The 16,728-nt window shown below is 36.9% G+C and carries 11 protein-coding genes; 3 read left to right on the top strand and 8 right to left on the bottom strand.

Features of this window, described 5'->3' with window-relative positions:
- Window positions 1-422: 422 nt before the first annotated feature.
- The 5 genes from QF042_RS17800 to lpdA all read right to left on the bottom strand — a co-directional run bounded on the left by QF042_RS17800 (window position 423) and on the right by lpdA (window position 5,877).
- Window positions 423-950: a ferritin gene (locus tag QF042_RS17800; RefSeq protein WP_307530846.1), complete on the bottom strand. Its 528-nt coding sequence runs from the start codon at window positions 948-950 to the stop codon at window positions 423-425.
- 895 nt (window positions 951-1,845) lie between these two features.
- Window positions 1,846-2,205, bottom strand: coding sequence for a hypothetical protein (locus QF042_RS17795; protein WP_307530844.1), 360 nt, complete (start codon window positions 2,203-2,205; stop codon window positions 1,846-1,848).
- 716 nt (window positions 2,206-2,921) lie between these two features.
- Window positions 2,922-3,485 carry a GNAT family N-acetyltransferase gene (locus tag QF042_RS17790; protein WP_307530842.1) on the bottom strand — a complete coding sequence of 188 codons (564 nt, stop codon included), beginning with the start codon at window positions 3,483-3,485 and terminating at the stop codon, window positions 2,922-2,924.
- Window positions 3,486-4,325 carry an MBL fold metallo-hydrolase gene (locus tag QF042_RS17785; RefSeq protein WP_307530840.1) on the bottom strand — a complete coding sequence of 280 codons (840 nt, stop codon included), beginning with the start codon at window positions 4,323-4,325 and terminating at the stop codon, window positions 3,486-3,488. It abuts the gene before it with no gap.
- 163 nt (window positions 4,326-4,488) lie between these two features.
- Window positions 4,489-5,877 carry a dihydrolipoyl dehydrogenase gene (gene lpdA, locus QF042_RS17780; RefSeq protein WP_029275810.1) on the bottom strand — a complete coding sequence of 463 codons (1,389 nt, stop codon included), beginning with the start codon at window positions 5,875-5,877 and terminating at the stop codon, window positions 4,489-4,491.
- A 688-nt stretch (window positions 5,878-6,565) separates the two neighbouring features.
- On the opposite strand from lpdA, the gene QF042_RS17775 reads away from it, so the two are divergent.
- Window positions 6,566-9,736 (top strand): TonB-dependent receptor, encoded by a 3,171-nt coding sequence (locus tag QF042_RS17775; RefSeq protein WP_307530834.1) that lies wholly within the window; start codon window positions 6,566-6,568, stop codon window positions 9,734-9,736.
- Window positions 9,737-9,827: 91 nt separating this feature from the next.
- Here QF042_RS17775 and QF042_RS17770 read toward each other — a convergent pair whose 3' ends face one another.
- Window positions 9,828-10,463, bottom strand: a complete 636-nt coding sequence (locus QF042_RS17770; RefSeq protein WP_307530832.1) for an acetyltransferase — start codon at window positions 10,461-10,463, stop codon at window positions 9,828-9,830.
- A gap of 207 nt (window positions 10,464-10,670) precedes the next feature.
- On the opposite strand from QF042_RS17770, the gene QF042_RS17765 reads away from it, so the two are divergent.
- Window positions 10,671-10,952 (top strand): hypothetical protein, encoded by a 282-nt coding sequence (locus tag QF042_RS17765; RefSeq protein WP_307530830.1) that lies wholly within the window; start codon window positions 10,671-10,673, stop codon window positions 10,950-10,952.
- Window positions 10,953-11,011: 59 nt separating this feature from the next.
- Here QF042_RS17765 and QF042_RS17760 read toward each other — a convergent pair whose 3' ends face one another.
- Both QF042_RS17760 and QF042_RS17755 read right to left on the bottom strand, forming a co-directional pair.
- Complete coding sequence (locus QF042_RS17760) at window positions 11,012-12,193, bottom strand: AIR synthase related protein (RefSeq protein WP_307530828.1); 1,182 nt, start codon at window positions 12,191-12,193, stop codon at window positions 11,012-11,014.
- Between the two features lie 1,239 nt (window positions 12,194-13,432).
- Window positions 13,433-15,607 (bottom strand): glutamine synthetase III, encoded by a 2,175-nt coding sequence (locus QF042_RS17755; RefSeq protein WP_307530826.1) that lies wholly within the window; start codon window positions 15,605-15,607, stop codon window positions 13,433-13,435.
- Window positions 15,608-15,809: 202 nt separating this feature from the next.
- Here QF042_RS17755 and QF042_RS17750 point away from each other — a divergent pair, with 202 nt between their 5' ends.
- Entirely contained in the window at window positions 15,810-16,655 is an 846-nt protein-coding gene (locus QF042_RS17750; protein WP_307530824.1) for an energy transducer TonB, read from the top strand.
- The last annotated feature ends 73 nt before the right edge of the window (window positions 16,656-16,728 follow it).

Genomic DNA, 16,728 nt, shown 5'->3' with positions numbered 1-16,728 from the left:
TCTTTTTATAAGCTGATTTTATTTGTTTGCTGAAAATTATAGTTCTTTTAAATATGTGTCTCTTTTCTGCGTGATCAGCTGGAAACGAGGCGGGACTTTTCCCACAGATTTAAAAGATAAAAACGCAGACTAATTAAGTTGCTAATTATGGAGAAGGGATTATTTTAGTGCGATAAAATCGCTGTTCTCGTGCATCCCCGTTGCAAACGGAGACGATATTCTACGTGGGCTTTAATAGAAAATTCGTCATCTCGACTGAAGTGAAACGGAATGGAGAGATCTATAAGCTATGTTTAATTTGAAAAGTTCAAAGATTTCTCCATTGCGGTCGAAATGACGATCCCTCAAAAGGATTCTAAGTGCAAAAAAAAAGCTATCCTGACTTTAATCGGAATAGCTTTTCAATATATGTTTTGTTGTTGTTATGCTTCTGAATAGGTGATTTTATTCACGTGTTTATCAATTTCCCATCTTCCTGTACCTTCTTCGCCAATCACTTCGAATAATTCTAATGCTCTACGTGCTTTATATTCTTCTTCGCGTTGCTCTTTCAGGAACCAGTTTAAGAATTCCATGGTTACAAAATCCTGTTCTTTAAGACATTTAGAAGCCAGGTTTTTAAAACTTTGGGTAATGGCGATTTCTGCTTCTAAAGCATCTTCGAAAACTTCTCTAAATCCGGCAAAGTCGGTTTTAATGCCTGAAACTTCCGGAGATATTGCGTTTCCACCCATATCCAAAACATATTTGAATAATTTTAACTGGTGTACTCTTTCTTCTTCAGATTGCTTTAAAAAATAATCTGCTGAAAAATCGAATCCATTTTGGTCACACCATGATGACATCGATAAATATAGTGATGAAGAGTGAGCTTCTTTTTTGATCTGCTGATTTAATAATGTTTCAATATCTTGTGATATCAAGCATTTAATGCGCATTAAGTCTTTCATAATTTTCTTTGCTTAACTAATGATACAAAGATAACATCAAATTAACCAGATTGTGTGATTTATTTGCTATATGAAATTAGTCTAAATTGCTGATAATTAGTTATTTATAATCAGTTTAAATAAGAAGGAGAGGGAGATTGATGATGTAAGATGGATGACGGAAATGTAAGGATAACGCGAAACGGATAGTGGTTGAGGATCAGTAGGATAATGGTTAGTTTTCTTTGGCAATTAACCGATTAGCAGTTTTCAATTGGCAATTTTCAATTTGTAGTTTTCAATGAATTAAGTCCATGTTAATAATTTAGGATTAGAGAGTGGGTCAGTATATCGAAATTTACCTCGTGATCGTCATCCTGAGAGGTCGGTTTTGATAAGAACATTGGAGCTGAGAGGATCTATTACGATAAATCGTCATTTCGACCGCAGTGGAGGAATCTTTAAACTATATCCAATAAACATAGTTCAAAGATTTCTCCATTTCGCTGCGCTTCAGTCGAAATGACGATCGATTTTAGAATCTGTCAATGGTAGTTTATCTCAGGATCTTTTTAGTATAATAGATACTGAAACAAGTTCAGTATGACGCACCGAATGGAATAAACAATATTCAATGACCATAAACAATGATCAATTATTGAATGACAGCGAGGGAAGTTGGCAATTTTCAGTTAACGGTTTTCAATTGACAGTTTAATATAAGCAATTAACCAGTTTAAATAATTACCAGCCTTGCGTTGGGCGTTTGGTGTCAGTTAACCAGTTTAAACAATTACCAGCGTTGCGTTTGGAGATAGGCGTTTGGCGTCAGTTAACCAGTTTAAACAGTTAACCAATTAACCCAACATGACCAGTTCGCAGTTACCAATGAACTAATGACTAATGAACCACTGAACTAATAAACCAATCTATAAAGGCAGTCGCTAATGATATGGTTAAGCTTAAACATAGTAAAGGTACCTTGCAATAAATCTTTTAAAGCAATGATTTCTAAAGCGCTTAATAAATAAATGTGTTCGCAACCATTAAAGGTAACCAATTCGAAATCGGCTTTGTGGGTATTTAAAAGCAGTGCTTCGATGTCGATCTGTTCTACAACCTTTTTTAATTTCTGAAGTGACAGGCAATTGTAACGGGCAAACTTGCCGCCAAAATCTACATAAAAGCAGTTTAATTTATCTGATTGATAAATAGAACCATTGGTATTTGAGAATACGTTAACCAGTTCATTAATATCGATACACGCTTTTTCCATCGGTTACAAAAATTGGTATTATTTAGATTAAATACAAATAAAAACGAAAATAAATTTTGGGCCATGCTGAGCGTATAGCGTTTGGCGGGAGCCAAATAGAAGAGCTAAACGTTATTAGTTTGAGCTTGCCACTGATTGAAGACCAATCCTGGCTTAATTGCTAAAGCATAATGAATTATAACTGAACAACGACCACTTTTAAAATTGGAGCTACAATGACCTTATATTTCTTAAATGGTAAATCGCTGAAGCAGAATAATAATCCCAGTTCGATTAATATTTATTCGTAATGATTGAATTTTTAAGCTCACTTGCCTAATGCGATCGTCGTGGCTGTATCATAAATGTAGAATTGTCATCCTGAGCCTGTCGAAGGACCTATTTAAATGCTCCTCAAGGCGTTTCGACAAGCTCAACGTGACAAGTTTGAATGGGAATCTATGAGAGAGCCTCCTTCCCTGCAAAATGGACCCTGAAATGAATTACCTTCGGTGAGCTCGCTTACTGCGTAGCTTTCGGCTCTGCTTCAGGTTAGGGTGACGACTTTAGGTTTAAATATTGGCAGTACGTTTCAAAAGACATATTGTTAATCGAACTGAGGTTATTGTTAAAATGATGTTGTATAGAACCATATATAATTAAAGAAAATATAAGGCGTCAGTAGGCATATAAGGCAGGCCTATTTATATAGGTTATTGATGTATGTAAACTATTCACTAACAATTGATCTTAAAAATCATGTGGTGATACAAGCCGCCCATAAATTGTTTTTCATTTTGAATAACAAAGCCCATGTTTTGGTAAAGCTTTAACGCCCGATCATTATTTTGCTCTACTAATAAGCCAACATTATGGTAGCCAAGTTGTTTAGCCCAATCAATACCTGCTTTAATGAGTTGTTTCCCTATTCCTTTTCCCTGGCTTAATGGATTAACACTAATGGTATCGAGGTAAAATTCGCCACTTTCTGTTTCCACATCTTTATGAATATCATCTGCCTGGTGATGTTCGGCTAAATAGGTCAGAAATGGTTTACGGAGTTCGAGAAGCTTTCCGCCGTCATAAGCATTTAGCGAGCCCAGAACTTTGCCGTCTTCTTCATAAACCAAGGTGTTTTCGTAACTGTATTGGTTACCCTGCGGCTGAAAGAAGCCTTTAAAGATCTCGTTAATGACTGCTTTATCATCGGTATTGGTTAATTTATTGGCCAGTTTACCCATCGCCTGAATAATCAAGGGTACCACTTCTTCAACATCTGTAGGCTGGGCTGGTTTAATCATTTAGATATCGCTTAGGTTAAAGGTATCTGCTACGCGTATTCCTTTTTCTGTTCGCTGTAAGGTGCAGCATTCGTTAATTGGATCGTGCTCCAGGTATAATATATAGTGGTTATTTACAGCTTCTTCTAAAAAGGCCTGTTTTTCTGTTAATGTTTTTAAGGGGAACATATCATAGGCCATTACATAAGGTAAGGGAAGATGGCCTACAGAGGGTAAAAGATCGGTCATATATACAATAGTTCTGCCTTTGTAGTTGATTTTTGGTAACATCATGGCATCAGTGTGACCATAAGCAAAACTAATGTTAATGTTTTTTTGCCACTCAATATTCTCTTTTTCTTCCACGAATTTAAGTTGTCCGCTTTCTTGAATCGGCAAAATGTTTTCTTTTAGGAAGGAAGCTTTTTCCCTTACATTTGGTTCTACTGCCCATCGCCAATGTTTTTCATTGCTCCAGTAGTGTGCGTTTTTAAAAGCAGGGATCAGTTTGTCGTTTTCTCTTACTATGGCACCACCAACATGATCGAAGTGAAGATGCGTAAGGAAAACATCAGTAATATCAGCTGTACTAAAACCCAAATGCGCCAGCGATTTTTCCATCGAATCATTCCCATGCAAATAATAATGGCTAAAAAACTTTTCGTCCTGTTTGTTCCCAATTCCGGTATCTACTAAAACTAATTGATTGCCTTCTTCTATTAAAAGGCAACGCATGGCCCAGGTACAAAGATTGTTCGCATCGGCAGGGTTGGTTTTTTGCCAGATGGCCTTGGGCACAACGCCAAACATAGCGCCACCATCTAATTTAAATAAGCCTGTGTTTATGGTGTGGAGTTTCATTTTTGTAGTATCAAGTAATTAGTACCAAGTAGTTAGTATCGAGTAGTTAGTATCGAGTATCAGGACTCCAATTGGTTAAAAATACAAAAACCCTTCAGCTTTAACTAAAGGGTTTTTGTTATTTGGATCATAGACTATAGACTCTCGACTACAGACTCAAGACTTACAGGTGGATCACTTCTCCGTATGCATCAGCTGCAGCTTCCATAATGGCTTCGCTCATGGTAGGGTGAGGGTGAACAGATTTAATCATTTCGTGACCAGTAGTTTCTAATTTACGTGCCACTACAATTTCAGCAATCATTTCGGTAACATTGGCACCGATCATGTGTGCGCCTAATAATTCTCCGTATTTGGCATCGAAAATTAGTTTTACGAAACCATCTTTAGCACCGGCAGCACTTGCTTTACCTGATGCAGAGAATGGGAATTTACCAATTTTTAATTCGTAGCCAGCCGCTTTTGCTGCTTTTTCGGTATAACCTACAGAAGCAATTTCCGGTGTGCAATAGGTACATCCAGGGATGTTGTTATAATCTAATGGCTCGGCATGCTGACCGGCAATTTTCTCAACACAGATAATACCTTCTGCAGAAGCCACGTGGGCAAGTGCCTGACCGCCAACTACATCGCCAATCGCATAATAACCTTTAACGGAAGTGTTGTAGAATTCGTCGGTAACAATTTTGCCTTTCTCCGTTTTGATACCGGTTTCTTCTAAACCAATGTTCTCGATGTTTGCTACGATACCAGCAGCTGAAAGCACGATGTCTGCCTCGATAGTCTGCATACCCGAAGCTGTTTTAACAGAAACTTTACAGCCTGCACCGCTGGTATCAACAGATTCTACGCTTGCTGAAGTCATGACATCGATACCTACTTTTTTCAGGCTACGTAACAATTGTTTAGAAACATCTTCATCTTCTACCGGAACAACGTTATCCATAAATTCTACAATGGTTACTTTTGTGCCCATGGTAGCATAGAAATAAGCGAACTCTACACCAATAGCACCAGAACCTACTACTACCATGCTTTTTGGTAATTCAGGAAGTACCATTGCCTGGCGGTAGCCGATAATCTTTTTGCCATCTTGTTTCAGGTTAGGCAATTCTCTTGAACGGGCACCTGTGGCAATGATGATATTTTTTGCGCTTAGTTCTTGTTGAGAACCATCAGCACCTTTAACTTCTAATTTGTTTCCTGGTTTTACTTTACCAGTACCCATAATGACGTCAATTTTATTTTTTTTCATTAAAAATTGGACGCCTTTGCTCATGCCATCAGCTACACCACGGCTGCGTTTTACCACAGCAGCAAAATCTGCAGTCGCACCAGCAGTAGTAATTCCGTAATCAGCAGCATGATTAATATATTCGAAAACCTGAGCACTTTTTAAAAGTGCTTTAGTAGGGATACAGCCCCAGTTTAAACAAATACCACCTAATGATTCACGCTCAACAATTGCAACTTTTAGTCCCAATTGAGAAGCTCTGATTGCAGCTACGTAACCACCTGGGCCGCTGCCTAACACAATAACATCGTAATTCATCTGTTTTTTTTTAATTTGTTTTTTATCTGTCAGATGGAGCTTACCATAAATTAAATCATCATTTAATTGGGATTTAATTATGGACGGTTCATATCTATTTTAAAGAGATTCGTTTTTAATTGTTTTATCTGTAATTGTCTGCCTTATTCCTTAATTGTACTTGCTACATTCGGATTACAAAATTTAAAGGATCTTCATCCTACAACAATCGCTCAAAACTAAAAAAAAAATGTCAATTGGCTAGATCAATGTTGAGATAACCTTTAAAATTTACAATGAGCGAATATTGTTGTTTCAAATTTACGGTTGTATGTTGATCTGAATATGTGTGGCTTTGCCCATCCATTATAAATATTTAGGCTGTAGATTGAATTATGGTGTGTTTTTGCTTATAAAGTTATTGTTAAGAGGTATTATTAGAAAAATACCAATGTTAGTGTGTCTTTTCTGCGTAAATTATAATTAACTGTAAGTTTATTTGTCAATAATCTTATTATACGATCAAAGTATTGATAAACTGAAAGTTATAGCGTACTTAATATGTGTTAAATGTTGAAAAGTTTTGCCCGACTTAATAATTATTTAACATTGAATGTTAAAATGTGTTAAATTTTATTGGGTACATTTGCGGCATTAATATCCCTATTAGATTTATTATTCAACAACAAAAACATTTAAAAAACAAAGTATGAAGAAATCTTTACTATTAAGATTAGTACTGGTTATTGTTGCATTTGTAGGTTTTACCATTGGTGCAAATGCACAGGTAACCTCATCATCAATGACAGGAACAATTAAGGATGCCAAGGGCGCCTTACCTGGTGCAAGTGTTAAAGCAACACACACACCAACAGGTACAGTATATTCTGTGTCGACAAATAATGATGGCCGTTTTACTATAGCTAATATGCGTGTGGGCGGTCCATATACTGTTGAGGTGAGTTTTATTGGTTATAATCCAGAGAAAATAACAGATTTAGCTTTAAAATTAGGTGATCCCTACGTTTTAAATGTTGTTCTTTCTGACAATAGCAAACAGTTAAACGAAATTGTAATTACAGGTAAAAACGATCCTGTATTTAACAGTAAAAAAACTGGAGCGTCAACAAACATCAGCAAAGAGCAAATTCAAAACCTTCCTTCTCTTTCGAGATCATTAACTGATTTTACACGTTTAACACCACAAGCAAATGGTAACTCATTTGCTGGCGCAAACAACAGATTCAATAACATTAGTATTGATGGTGCCGTAAATAACGATGTTTTTGGTTTAGCAGGAAATGGTGCTCCAGGTGGTCAGGCCGGTACTCAGCCAATTTCATTAGATGCGATTCAGGAATTACAAGTTGTATTGGCTCCTTTCGACGTTACTTTAGGAAACTTTGCTGGTGGTGGTGTTAACGCAATTACTCGTTCTGGAACCAATAAAGTTGAAGGTTCTGCTTACTTTTTTGGAAGAAACCAAAATACGGTTGGTAAAAGTGTTGATGGCTTAAATACAAAAGCTGCTAAATTTTACGATGCACAATATGGTTTCCGTTTAGGAGCACCTATCATCAAAAATAAATTATTCTTTTTTGTAAATGCTGAAATGGGCAGAAGACAAGAACCAACTTCATTAAATGTTGGTGATCCAGGTTCTGTTTTATCTTTAACAGATGCTCAAAGTATTGCGAACACGTTACAAACAAGATATGGTTATGATGCTGGTAGCTACGATGCAGTAAATAGACAAACTCAAAACAATAAAATTTTTGCACGTTTAGACTGGAATATCAATGCTAAAAATCAATTGACGCTTCGTCATAATTATATTGATGCATTTGATGATAACATCAGTAGAAGTACTACTCAATTCCGTTTCGGTAACAATGCGTACAAATTTAACAATACGCAAAATGTTTCTGTACTTGAATTAAGAAGTGCAATTTCTCAAACAGTTTCTAACAACTTAATTGTTGGTTATCAAAGAATAAGAGATTACAGGTCAACTGCAGGATCTTTGTTTCCTCAAATTCAAATCAACAATATGAATGGTGTTTCTGGTAACTCTGTTTTAGTGGGTTCTGAAAGGAGTTCTACTGCAAATGAATTAGATCAGGATATTATTGAGTTCACTGATAATGTGAAAATTTTTGCCAACAAACACACTTTTACATTTGGTACGCATAACGAATTTTTCAAATTTAGAAACCTGTTTATGAATAACTTTGCTGGAAGTTATACTTACAGTAACTTGAATGATTTTACTACAAATGCAAAACCAAATGTTGCTGCAGCTACCTATTCAATCGTTCCTGGCGAAGCTTCACCATCGGCTAAATTTAGTGCCGCTCAATTGGGCTTCTATTTCCAGGATGAAATCGATGCTTTCAAAGGGTTTAAATTAATTGCTGGTTTAAGAGTTGACGTGCCATTGTTTTTTGATGATCCTGCTGCAAATCCTCTTATTCCTACTTCTTTTCCTAATCAAAGAACAGATCAAACACCAAGTGGTCAGATTTTGGTGTCACCGCGTTTAAGCTTCAACTGGGATTTAACAGGTGACAGATCTTTACAATTAAGAGGTGGTGCTGGCTTATTAACTAGCCGTGCTCCATTTGTATGGTTGTCTAATCAATTTACAAATAGCGGAATGTTATATGGCGCAGTAAATGCTACAAACGGTACGGGTACTTTCATTGCAGATCCTGCAAACCAAAAAGCAGCTGGAGGTTCAGTACCAACTTATGAGGTGAACTTGGTTAATAATAATTTTAAAGTACCTCAGGTTTTCAGAACAAACGTTGCAGTTGATTTTAAATTACCTGGTGGAATTACGGGTACTTTAGAAGCTTTATTAAGTAAAACAGTTAACAACGTATTGTATAAGAACATTAATATGAAGCCAGCAATTGGTAGAATCAACTCATCAATTACTGGTGGTGCAGATACTCGTCCGTTGTATAATTACCCTACAACTGCTGGAAAAGTAAATACTACATTTACTAATGTTTATTATTTAGACAATACAGATAAAGGAAGTACTTATAACTTAACTGCCCAATTACAGAAATCATTTAATTTCGGATTATTCTTATCAGGTTCATATACCTATGGTAAATCGAAAGATATAAACTCAGGTGCAAGTAGTACAGCTTCTTCTAACTTCGGTTTTGTTCAGATTGTTAATGATCCAAATAATCCTGATTTAGCTTATTCTAATTTTGATGTTAGACATAGAGTTACCGGAGCTTTAAATTACGCAGTTAAATACGGTAAAAACAAAGAATTTGGCACAACATTCTCGTTGTTCTATGTAGGAAAATCTGGTTCTCCTTTCACTTACTTATACTTTGGAGATCTTAATCAGGATGGAAACAACCAAAATGATCTTTTATATGTTCCTAGAAACTTAAGCGAGATTAAACTTGCTGATTTGAACATCGGAACAACTGCAGCACCTGTTATTATTCCTATTGCCCAACAATGGGCTGCATTAGATGCATTTATCAATAGCGATCCTTATTTAAGTACTAAAAGAGGGCAATATACTGAACGTAATGGTGCAAGAATGCCATGGGAACACCAATTTGATGTTCGTATCATGCAAGATTTAGGTATCGTTGGAGGTAAAGGAACTAAAAACAGTTTACAGTTATCTCTTGATATTATTAACGTTGGCAACTTAATCAACAAAGATTGGGGTAAATTATACTCATTGTCTAACACAGCTTCTACTTTAATCAATTATAACTACAATGCTACTACGGGTGGTAATTATACTTTCCGTGCACCAACTAATGGTACAGCATATCAAGTAGCTCCATTTGCTTCAAGATGGCAAGCTCAGGTTGGAGTTCGTTATAACTTTAACTAATACTTATTAGAAATTCATTCTTAATCCCCGATCATTCGATCGGGGATTTTTTTGTTCATCACCTCCAGAAAGATATTATTATTTCGAGTTATTAATCTATAATTTTCTTTACCCTTGCAGGCACACCCGCAACCATCACATTCGGTGGAACATCTTTTGTAACACAGGCACCAGCGGCAATGTAGGCTCCTTTGCCAATCGTAATGCCTGGAATTATAGTAGCACCGGCCCCTATAAAAACACCTTCGTTAATGCTTACATTTCCGGCAATGGTTACGCCAGGAGAGATGGTAACATAATTTTCTAGTGTGCAATCGTGGCTGATGTTGCAATTTGAATTCACAATACAGTGGTTACCGATATGCACATTTGCATTGATTACACATCCTGGGGCAAGGCAGTTTCCTTTGCCAATTTTAATCGAAGGACTGATGTAATTATGGTGGTGAATGATATTGATAAATTGGTAGCCTTTGTTTTCTAACAACTCGATAATCGATTTTCTTTCATAATTGCCTATCGCCCCAATAAGTGCAATGTTTGGAGCAACTGGATGATTTTTTAAGAATTCCTGTATCGAAATTACTGGCCTGGTTAAGTTCGGATGATTAACCGAGCTATCTAAGTTGATGACATACCCATTTAATTGATATTCATTATTGCCATTAAAATACTCGCTAAGTTCGGCGGCATGTTTACCTGCACCCAGAAGATATACTTTAGTCATGGCTTTAGATCAATTATTTGTTAAACTTAAAATACGTTTATCAAAACAAATTTAAACGATGTGCCTATAAAACTTCAAAATGTATCGATAAAAATATAATTACAGTTTACCTGGCTTATTGTTGATGTTTTTATAATAAATAAAACCATTTCTAATAAAATTTGATTTTATTATTAATCTATTTATTTAAAACTAATTCTTAAAACAATGAGCAGTTCAAAACAAACCCATGATCATGCTACCATAAAAGCATGGGCCGAGGAGCATGGTGGTGTGCCGGCAATAGTTGCAGATACAGATAAAAAAAATGGTGGGGGTATTTTAAGGATACACTTTCCAGAACACAGCGACAGTTCTTCAGACTTAAAGGAAACAGATTGGGACACCTTTTTTAAGACCTTTGATGATAACAAACTTGATTTTCTTTATCAGGATAAGAAAGCAGATGGTGAAGAAAGTACCTTTCATAAGTTTGTAGAACGTGAGTAACAAAAAAAACGGCTGCTGAAATTTGGTTTCAACAGCCGTTTTAAATCGTATCTTATTTCTTAATTATAAACGAATATTCCTTTTTCGCTTTCGATGGTTACCTGTTTCTGCCCGCCTTTTTCCACACGACCAATAATCTGCGCATCGATATTAAAGCTTTTAGAAATTTCAATAATATTTTCAGCGATTTCCTGAGGGACATAAAGCTCCATGCGGTGGCCCATATTAAACACCTTATACATTTCTTTCCAATCGGTACCTGATTGTTCTTGTATTAGCTTAAATAGCGGTGGAATAGGGAATAGGTTGTTCTTGATTACATGAATGTCATCGTTAACGAAATGTAATACTTTTGTTTGTGCCCCACCGCTACAGTGTACAATACCATTGATCTGACTGCGGTAACTTTCTAAAATCTTTTTAATTACGGGTGCATAAGTGCGGGTTGGCGATAACACCAGTTTACCTACCGTAGTTTTGCCGAATCCTTCAATGTCAATTTCTTCTGTTAATTGTTTCTTTCCAGAGAAAACCAGATCGAATGGAACAGCCGGATCGAAACTTTCGGGGTAATTATTGGCTACTGTTTTATCGAAAACATCATGGCGGGCAGAAGTCAATCCGTTCGATCCCATACCGCCATTGTATTCGGTTTCGTAAGTAGCCTGTCCGTATGAGGCTAATGCCACTATTACGTCGCCAGGTTTAATATTATCATTACTGATGATATCTTCACGCTTTAAACGGCAAGTTACCGTAGAATCAACGATAATCGTTCTTACTAGATCGCCAACATCGGCAGTTTCGCCACCTGTTGAGTAGATCGAGATGCCTTGTTCGCGTAAATCGGCTAAAATTTCTTCTGTGCCGTTAATTACAGCAGCAATTACTTCACCCGGGATCAGGTTTTTATTTCTGCCTATGGTTGATGACAACAGGATATTATCGGTAGCACCAACGCAGATTAAATCGTCGATATTCATGATAATGGCATCTTGTGCAATGCCTTTCCATACGGAAATGTCCCCGGTTTCTTTCCAGTATACGTAAGCTAAGGATGATTTGGTACCTGCGCCATCAGCGTGCATGATATTACAGTATTCCGCATCACCACCTAAAATATCGGGGATAATTTTGCAGAATGCTTTTGGGAAAATTCCTTTATCGATGTTTTTGATGGCATTGTGCACATCTTCTTTTGAGGCAGAAACGCCACGTTGATTGTACCTGTTATCACTCATGTTGGCGCAAAGATAGTTTTTTAAGGTGGAAGGTAAAAGAGTGGAAGATAGAAAGTCTGAAGTCGGGAGTCAGAAGTCCGGAGTCGATAGATCGAATATTGGTTTGGGGTTGAGGTTTTGTCTGAACAGGCTTGTTTTAACAAAATAATTGAAAGAGGTTTTGGAAGTGAAGGTTGGTTTTTCATGGCGGCTTGCGGCCCCGCTTTTCCTATCCCGATGAAAAATCGGGAACGTACAATCGGGCTTAAGGTAATAGGGTTGTTCATTGTGGCGGTTTTTTCCCTTGCACAGGCCTGTCTGAAATAAACCTGATTGCATGGATGCTGTAACGATGAATTAACTGGTACTGATTTCTTAAAACAATAGTTTGAGAACAATGTTGATTTTTTCCGCTCTATGCCGCGTGGCATGGTACTTTGGAGCGCCAAAGTACCCAAAGCGCTTTGTCAATCCAGCAATGAGCCTTTTTGCACAATCCCACACACATCAAAAAAACAGCGGCACTTCGTTTTGTGTTCAATTCTTTTCAAAACCTTGAATCATTACTAATGAACACAAAACCACTGCGTTTCAGGTTTGTTAGTATGAAATTATCTGAACTGCACCTGTTTTTTTGATTTCTCCGGCTCTTGGGATTGACGGCGTTCTTTGGTAAGGCCTGTGGTTTATTAACATAAGCTAGCATGATGCTGAAAACTATTCGTAAAAAAGATACGCACACACGGTAGGACTTTATGTTGAGATTGTACAATCGGCTTAGGACAGGAGGGCAGATTCGTTGTGGTAGGTTTTTCCTTGCACAGGCCTGGTTAAATAAACCTGATTGGATGGATGCTGTAAACGATGGATTAAAGGTTGAAGAAAATTTTACAGCAGGAAGGAAAGCAGGACTGGATTAACCGATGAGCACTGGTATTGCTTTCCAAAAAAAAAGTTGACAGTTGTCAATTGCCAGTTAAGCCATTTTAAACAATTAACCGATTAACCAGTTTGTAGTTTTCAATTGGCAGTTTACAATTACTAATGAACCAATGGCTAATGAACTTATTTAAGTTTGGCGTATGGCGTATGGTGTTCTGCGTCAATTGATTAAAACAATTAACAGTTTTCGATTTACAGTTTGCAATTACAATGGCTAATAACCAATAAACGAGTGAACCAATGGCTAATGAACCAAAAAGAAAAGGGCGTAAAGTTTAAAACCTTACGCCCTATACCTTAAACCTTACGGTTTAAGACTTATTTCATGAATAATAATTCTCTGAATTTTGGTAAAGGCCAAACGCTGTCGTCAACAATTTGTTCTAATTTATCGGCGTGGTAACGGATGATATCGAAGTAAGATTTAACTTTCTCATCGTAAGCAATCGCTTTCTCACGGGTATCTTCGATTTTGTTGGTTAATTTACGTTCTTCTAACATGGCATCGATATTGGTTTTCACAATTTCTAAATGCTCTGTTAATTTTTTAACGATATCGATAGAAACTTTGCTTTCTACACCTATTGCTTTTAATCCTTGTACGTTTTCGATTAAAGAGTTTTGGTAAGCAATTGCTGCAGGGATAATAGCCGTGTTCGCTACTTCGCCCATTACACGCGCTTCGATCTGTAGTTTTTTATAGAAGTTTTCTAACATGATTTCATGACGGGCATGAATCTCACGTGCGCTATAAATACCAGTTGAAGCAAATAATTCAGCAGATTTTTCAGTTAAATAAGCATCTAAAGCTTTTGGTGTAGTTTTGATGTTTGATAAACCGCGTGTTGCAGCTTCATCTTCCCACTCCTGGCTATAACCATTACCTTCGAAACGGATACCTTTAGATTCTTTGATGTATTTTTTGATCACTGTTAATAAAGCGATGTCTTTTTTATCACCTTTTTTGATCAATTTATCAACCTCAACCTTAAATTTAACCAATTGCTCAGCCATAATTGCGTTTAAGATCGTCATTGGAGCAGAAGAGTTTGCTGAAGATCCAACAGCTCTCAGCTCAAATTTATTACCTGTAAATGCGAAAGGAGATGTACGGTTACGGTCGGTGTTATCTAATAAAATCTGAGGGATTTTAGGGATACCTAACCAAAGTGCGTTATCTTCTTTGATTTTTTTGCTGATACGTGAGTGCTCAATCTCGTCTAACACATCGTTCAATTGAGAACCTAGGAAGATAGAGATAATTGCAGGTGGCGCTTCGTTAGCACCTAAACGGTGATCGTTGCTTACTGATGCAATACTTGCACGTAATAAATCGGCATGCTCGCTAACGGCTTTAATTGTATTCACAAAGAAAGCAAGGAACATTAAATTGTTTTTAGGTGTTTTACCTGGTGCCAATAAGTTTTTACCGGTATCGGTAATTAACGACCAGTTGTTGTGTTTACCTGATCCGTTGATGCCTGCGTATGGTTTTTCGTGCAATAATACACGGAAGTGGTGACGACGGGCAACTTTCTCCATCAAATCCATCAATAATTGATTGTGATCGATAGCTAAGTTGATTTCTTCATAAATTGGTGCACACTCAAATTGAGAAGGTGCTACCTCATTGTGACGGGTTTTTAAAGGAATACCTAATTTTAAAGCTTCGTTTTCGAAATCTACCATGTAGCTGAATACACGCTCAGGGATAGAACCGAAATAGTGATCTTCTAATTGCTGGCCTTTAGCAGACATGTGTCCGAATAAAGTACGGCCAGTTAATAATAAATCGGGACGAGCATTGAACAATGACTCATCAACCAGGAAATATTCTTGTTCGATACCTAAAGAAGCATTTACTTTAGTAATGCTTTTATCGAAATATTGGCAAACATCAACAGCAGCTCTATCAAGCGCAGCTAATGCTTTTAATAAAGGTGCTTTATAATCCAAGGCTTCACCGGTATATGATACAAATACTGTAGGGATACATAGTGTTTTACCTGCTTTGCTTTCCATGATAAAAGCTGGAGAAGAAGGATCCCAGGCAGTATAACCACGAGCTTCGAAAGTATTACGGATACCACCGTTAGGGAAACTAGACGCATCTGGCTCTTGTTGAACTAAAGCGCTACCAGCGAATTTCTCTATAGCTCCATCGCCACTTGGCTCAAAAAATGAATCGTGTTTTTCAGCAGTTGTACCAGTTAATGGCTGGAACCAGTGCGTATAATGCGTTGCGCCAGCACTCATTGCCCACGCTTTCATAGCGGTTGCAATTTGGTTGGCATCGTCAGAATTAATTAACTCACCCTGGTTGATAGATGATATTAATTTTTCATATACGTCCTTAGATAAGAAATCTCTCATTTTTCTCTTATCAAATACATTAGCGCCAAAAAAGTCAGAAATTTTTGCTGATGGTGATTTAACTTCTGGTGAAATTCTGTTTTGAGCCTCTTTTAATGCGATGGTTCTTAAGCTTTTCATTAATTTGTTATGTTTTTTGTCAAAAATAGTATATTTTATTAATTTTCGTAAAAGAATCGTATTATTTTTATCAATTTTATTGAAAATGAAATAAAAAAATGTTTTTCAGATTAAAAATTTCATTTTTTGTAAAGAAAATAGCTTTTTCGAATGTTTTATGGAATTGAAGATTTTGCTGCATCATGCTATAAAAATAAAAGCTATGTTCAACTCTTCAATTAACGTATACAAAACCGAGTGGCTCGATCTTGTATTTGCAAACCGCAACAAAAACTATGGCGCTTATGATTTAAGATCTAAATCTTCGTCGATTATGACGAGAGCGCTTTTTGTATCTGGCAGCCTGTTTGTACTCCTGTGTTTCTCTCCTTTAATTTATGCGAAACTTTTTCCGAAAGAAGAAGTACCTGTAGAAATTGCAAGACCTGTAGATTTAACGGATGTGATCCATCAGATGAAGCCAAAAACTCCTGAACCAGAAAAAAAGATTGAACCAGCAAAAGCTGATCCGGTAAAGGTTAAAACAATAGCACTTCCGTCACAAGTGGTGGTGGTTAATAAAACAGAACTTCCTCCGCCTCCAACGGTTGATGATATAAAATTGGCAGTGATCAGCACCAAAACACAAGATGGAGTGATTGCTCCTAATGCAACGCTTTCAGATAATAAAGGTAATGGCGATGGTTCAGGCACAGCTAAAGATGGTGCAGAAAACGGTGACCCGAATGCTGTTTTAACGATAGGTGGCGTAGATGAATATCCTGAATTTAACGGTGGTGCCAAAGCCTGGTCCAAATATATGGAGCGTAATTTAAGGTATCCATCAAGAGCACAGGAGGAAGGTGCTGGAGGAAAAGTATTTGTAAGTTTTGTGGTAGAGAAAGATGGTTCTATTACTGATGTGTCGGTAGTGAAAGGGATTGGTTTTGGCTGTGATGAAGAAGCGATTAAGGTGATTAAAAAATCGCCATTATGGAAACCAGGTAAGAATAAAGGGATTCCGGTGCGTGTAAGGTATAATATGGCGATTAATTTTCAGATGATGTAGGAATAATGGAAGAGATGGAGGAATGTTATTTAGTTAAGCGTATTGGTTGTCAGTCTGAGCGTAGTCGAAGACC

Source organism: Pedobacter sp. W3I1 (genome assembly GCF_030816015.1).
Taxonomy (GTDB): domain Bacteria; phylum Bacteroidota; class Bacteroidia; order Sphingobacteriales; family Sphingobacteriaceae; genus Pedobacter.
This window is presented reverse-complemented; position numbering and strand designations above follow the sequence as displayed.

Excerpts from the sequence above, each read along its gene's own strand:
- QF042_RS17790 (WP_307530842.1), bottom strand. The coding sequence starts at position 3,485 with ATGATTAAACCAGCCCAGCCTACAGATGTTGAAGAAGTGGTACCCTTG.
- QF042_RS17755 (WP_307530826.1), bottom strand. The coding sequence starts at position 15,607 with ATGAAAAGCTTAAGAACCATCGCATTAAAAGAGGCTCAAAACAGAATT.
- QF042_RS17765 (WP_307530830.1), top strand. The coding sequence starts at position 10,671 with ATGAGCAGTTCAAAACAAACCCATGATCATGCTACCATAAAAGCATGG.
- QF042_RS17770 (WP_307530832.1), bottom strand. The coding sequence starts at position 10,463 with ATGACTAAAGTATATCTTCTGGGTGCAGGTAAACATGCCGCCGAACTT.
- lpdA (WP_029275810.1), bottom strand. The coding sequence starts at position 5,877 with ATGAATTACGATGTTATTGTGTTAGGCAGCGGCCCAGGTGGTTACGTA.
- QF042_RS17760 (WP_307530828.1), bottom strand. The coding sequence starts at position 12,193 with ATGAGTGATAACAGGTACAATCAACGTGGCGTTTCTGCCTCAAAAGAA.
- QF042_RS17785 (WP_307530840.1), bottom strand. The coding sequence starts at position 4,325 with ATGAAACTCCACACCATAAACACAGGCTTATTTAAATTAGATGGTGGC.
- QF042_RS17800 (WP_307530846.1), bottom strand. The coding sequence starts at position 950 with ATGAAAGACTTAATGCGCATTAAATGCTTGATATCACAAGATATTGAA.
- QF042_RS17750 (WP_307530824.1), top strand. The coding sequence starts at position 15,810 with ATGTTCAACTCTTCAATTAACGTATACAAAACCGAGTGGCTCGATCTT.
- QF042_RS17795 (WP_307530844.1), bottom strand. The coding sequence starts at position 2,205 with ATGGAAAAAGCGTGTATCGATATTAATGAACTGGTTAACGTATTCTCA.
- QF042_RS17775 (WP_307530834.1), top strand. The coding sequence starts at position 6,566 with ATGAAGAAATCTTTACTATTAAGATTAGTACTGGTTATTGTTGCATTT.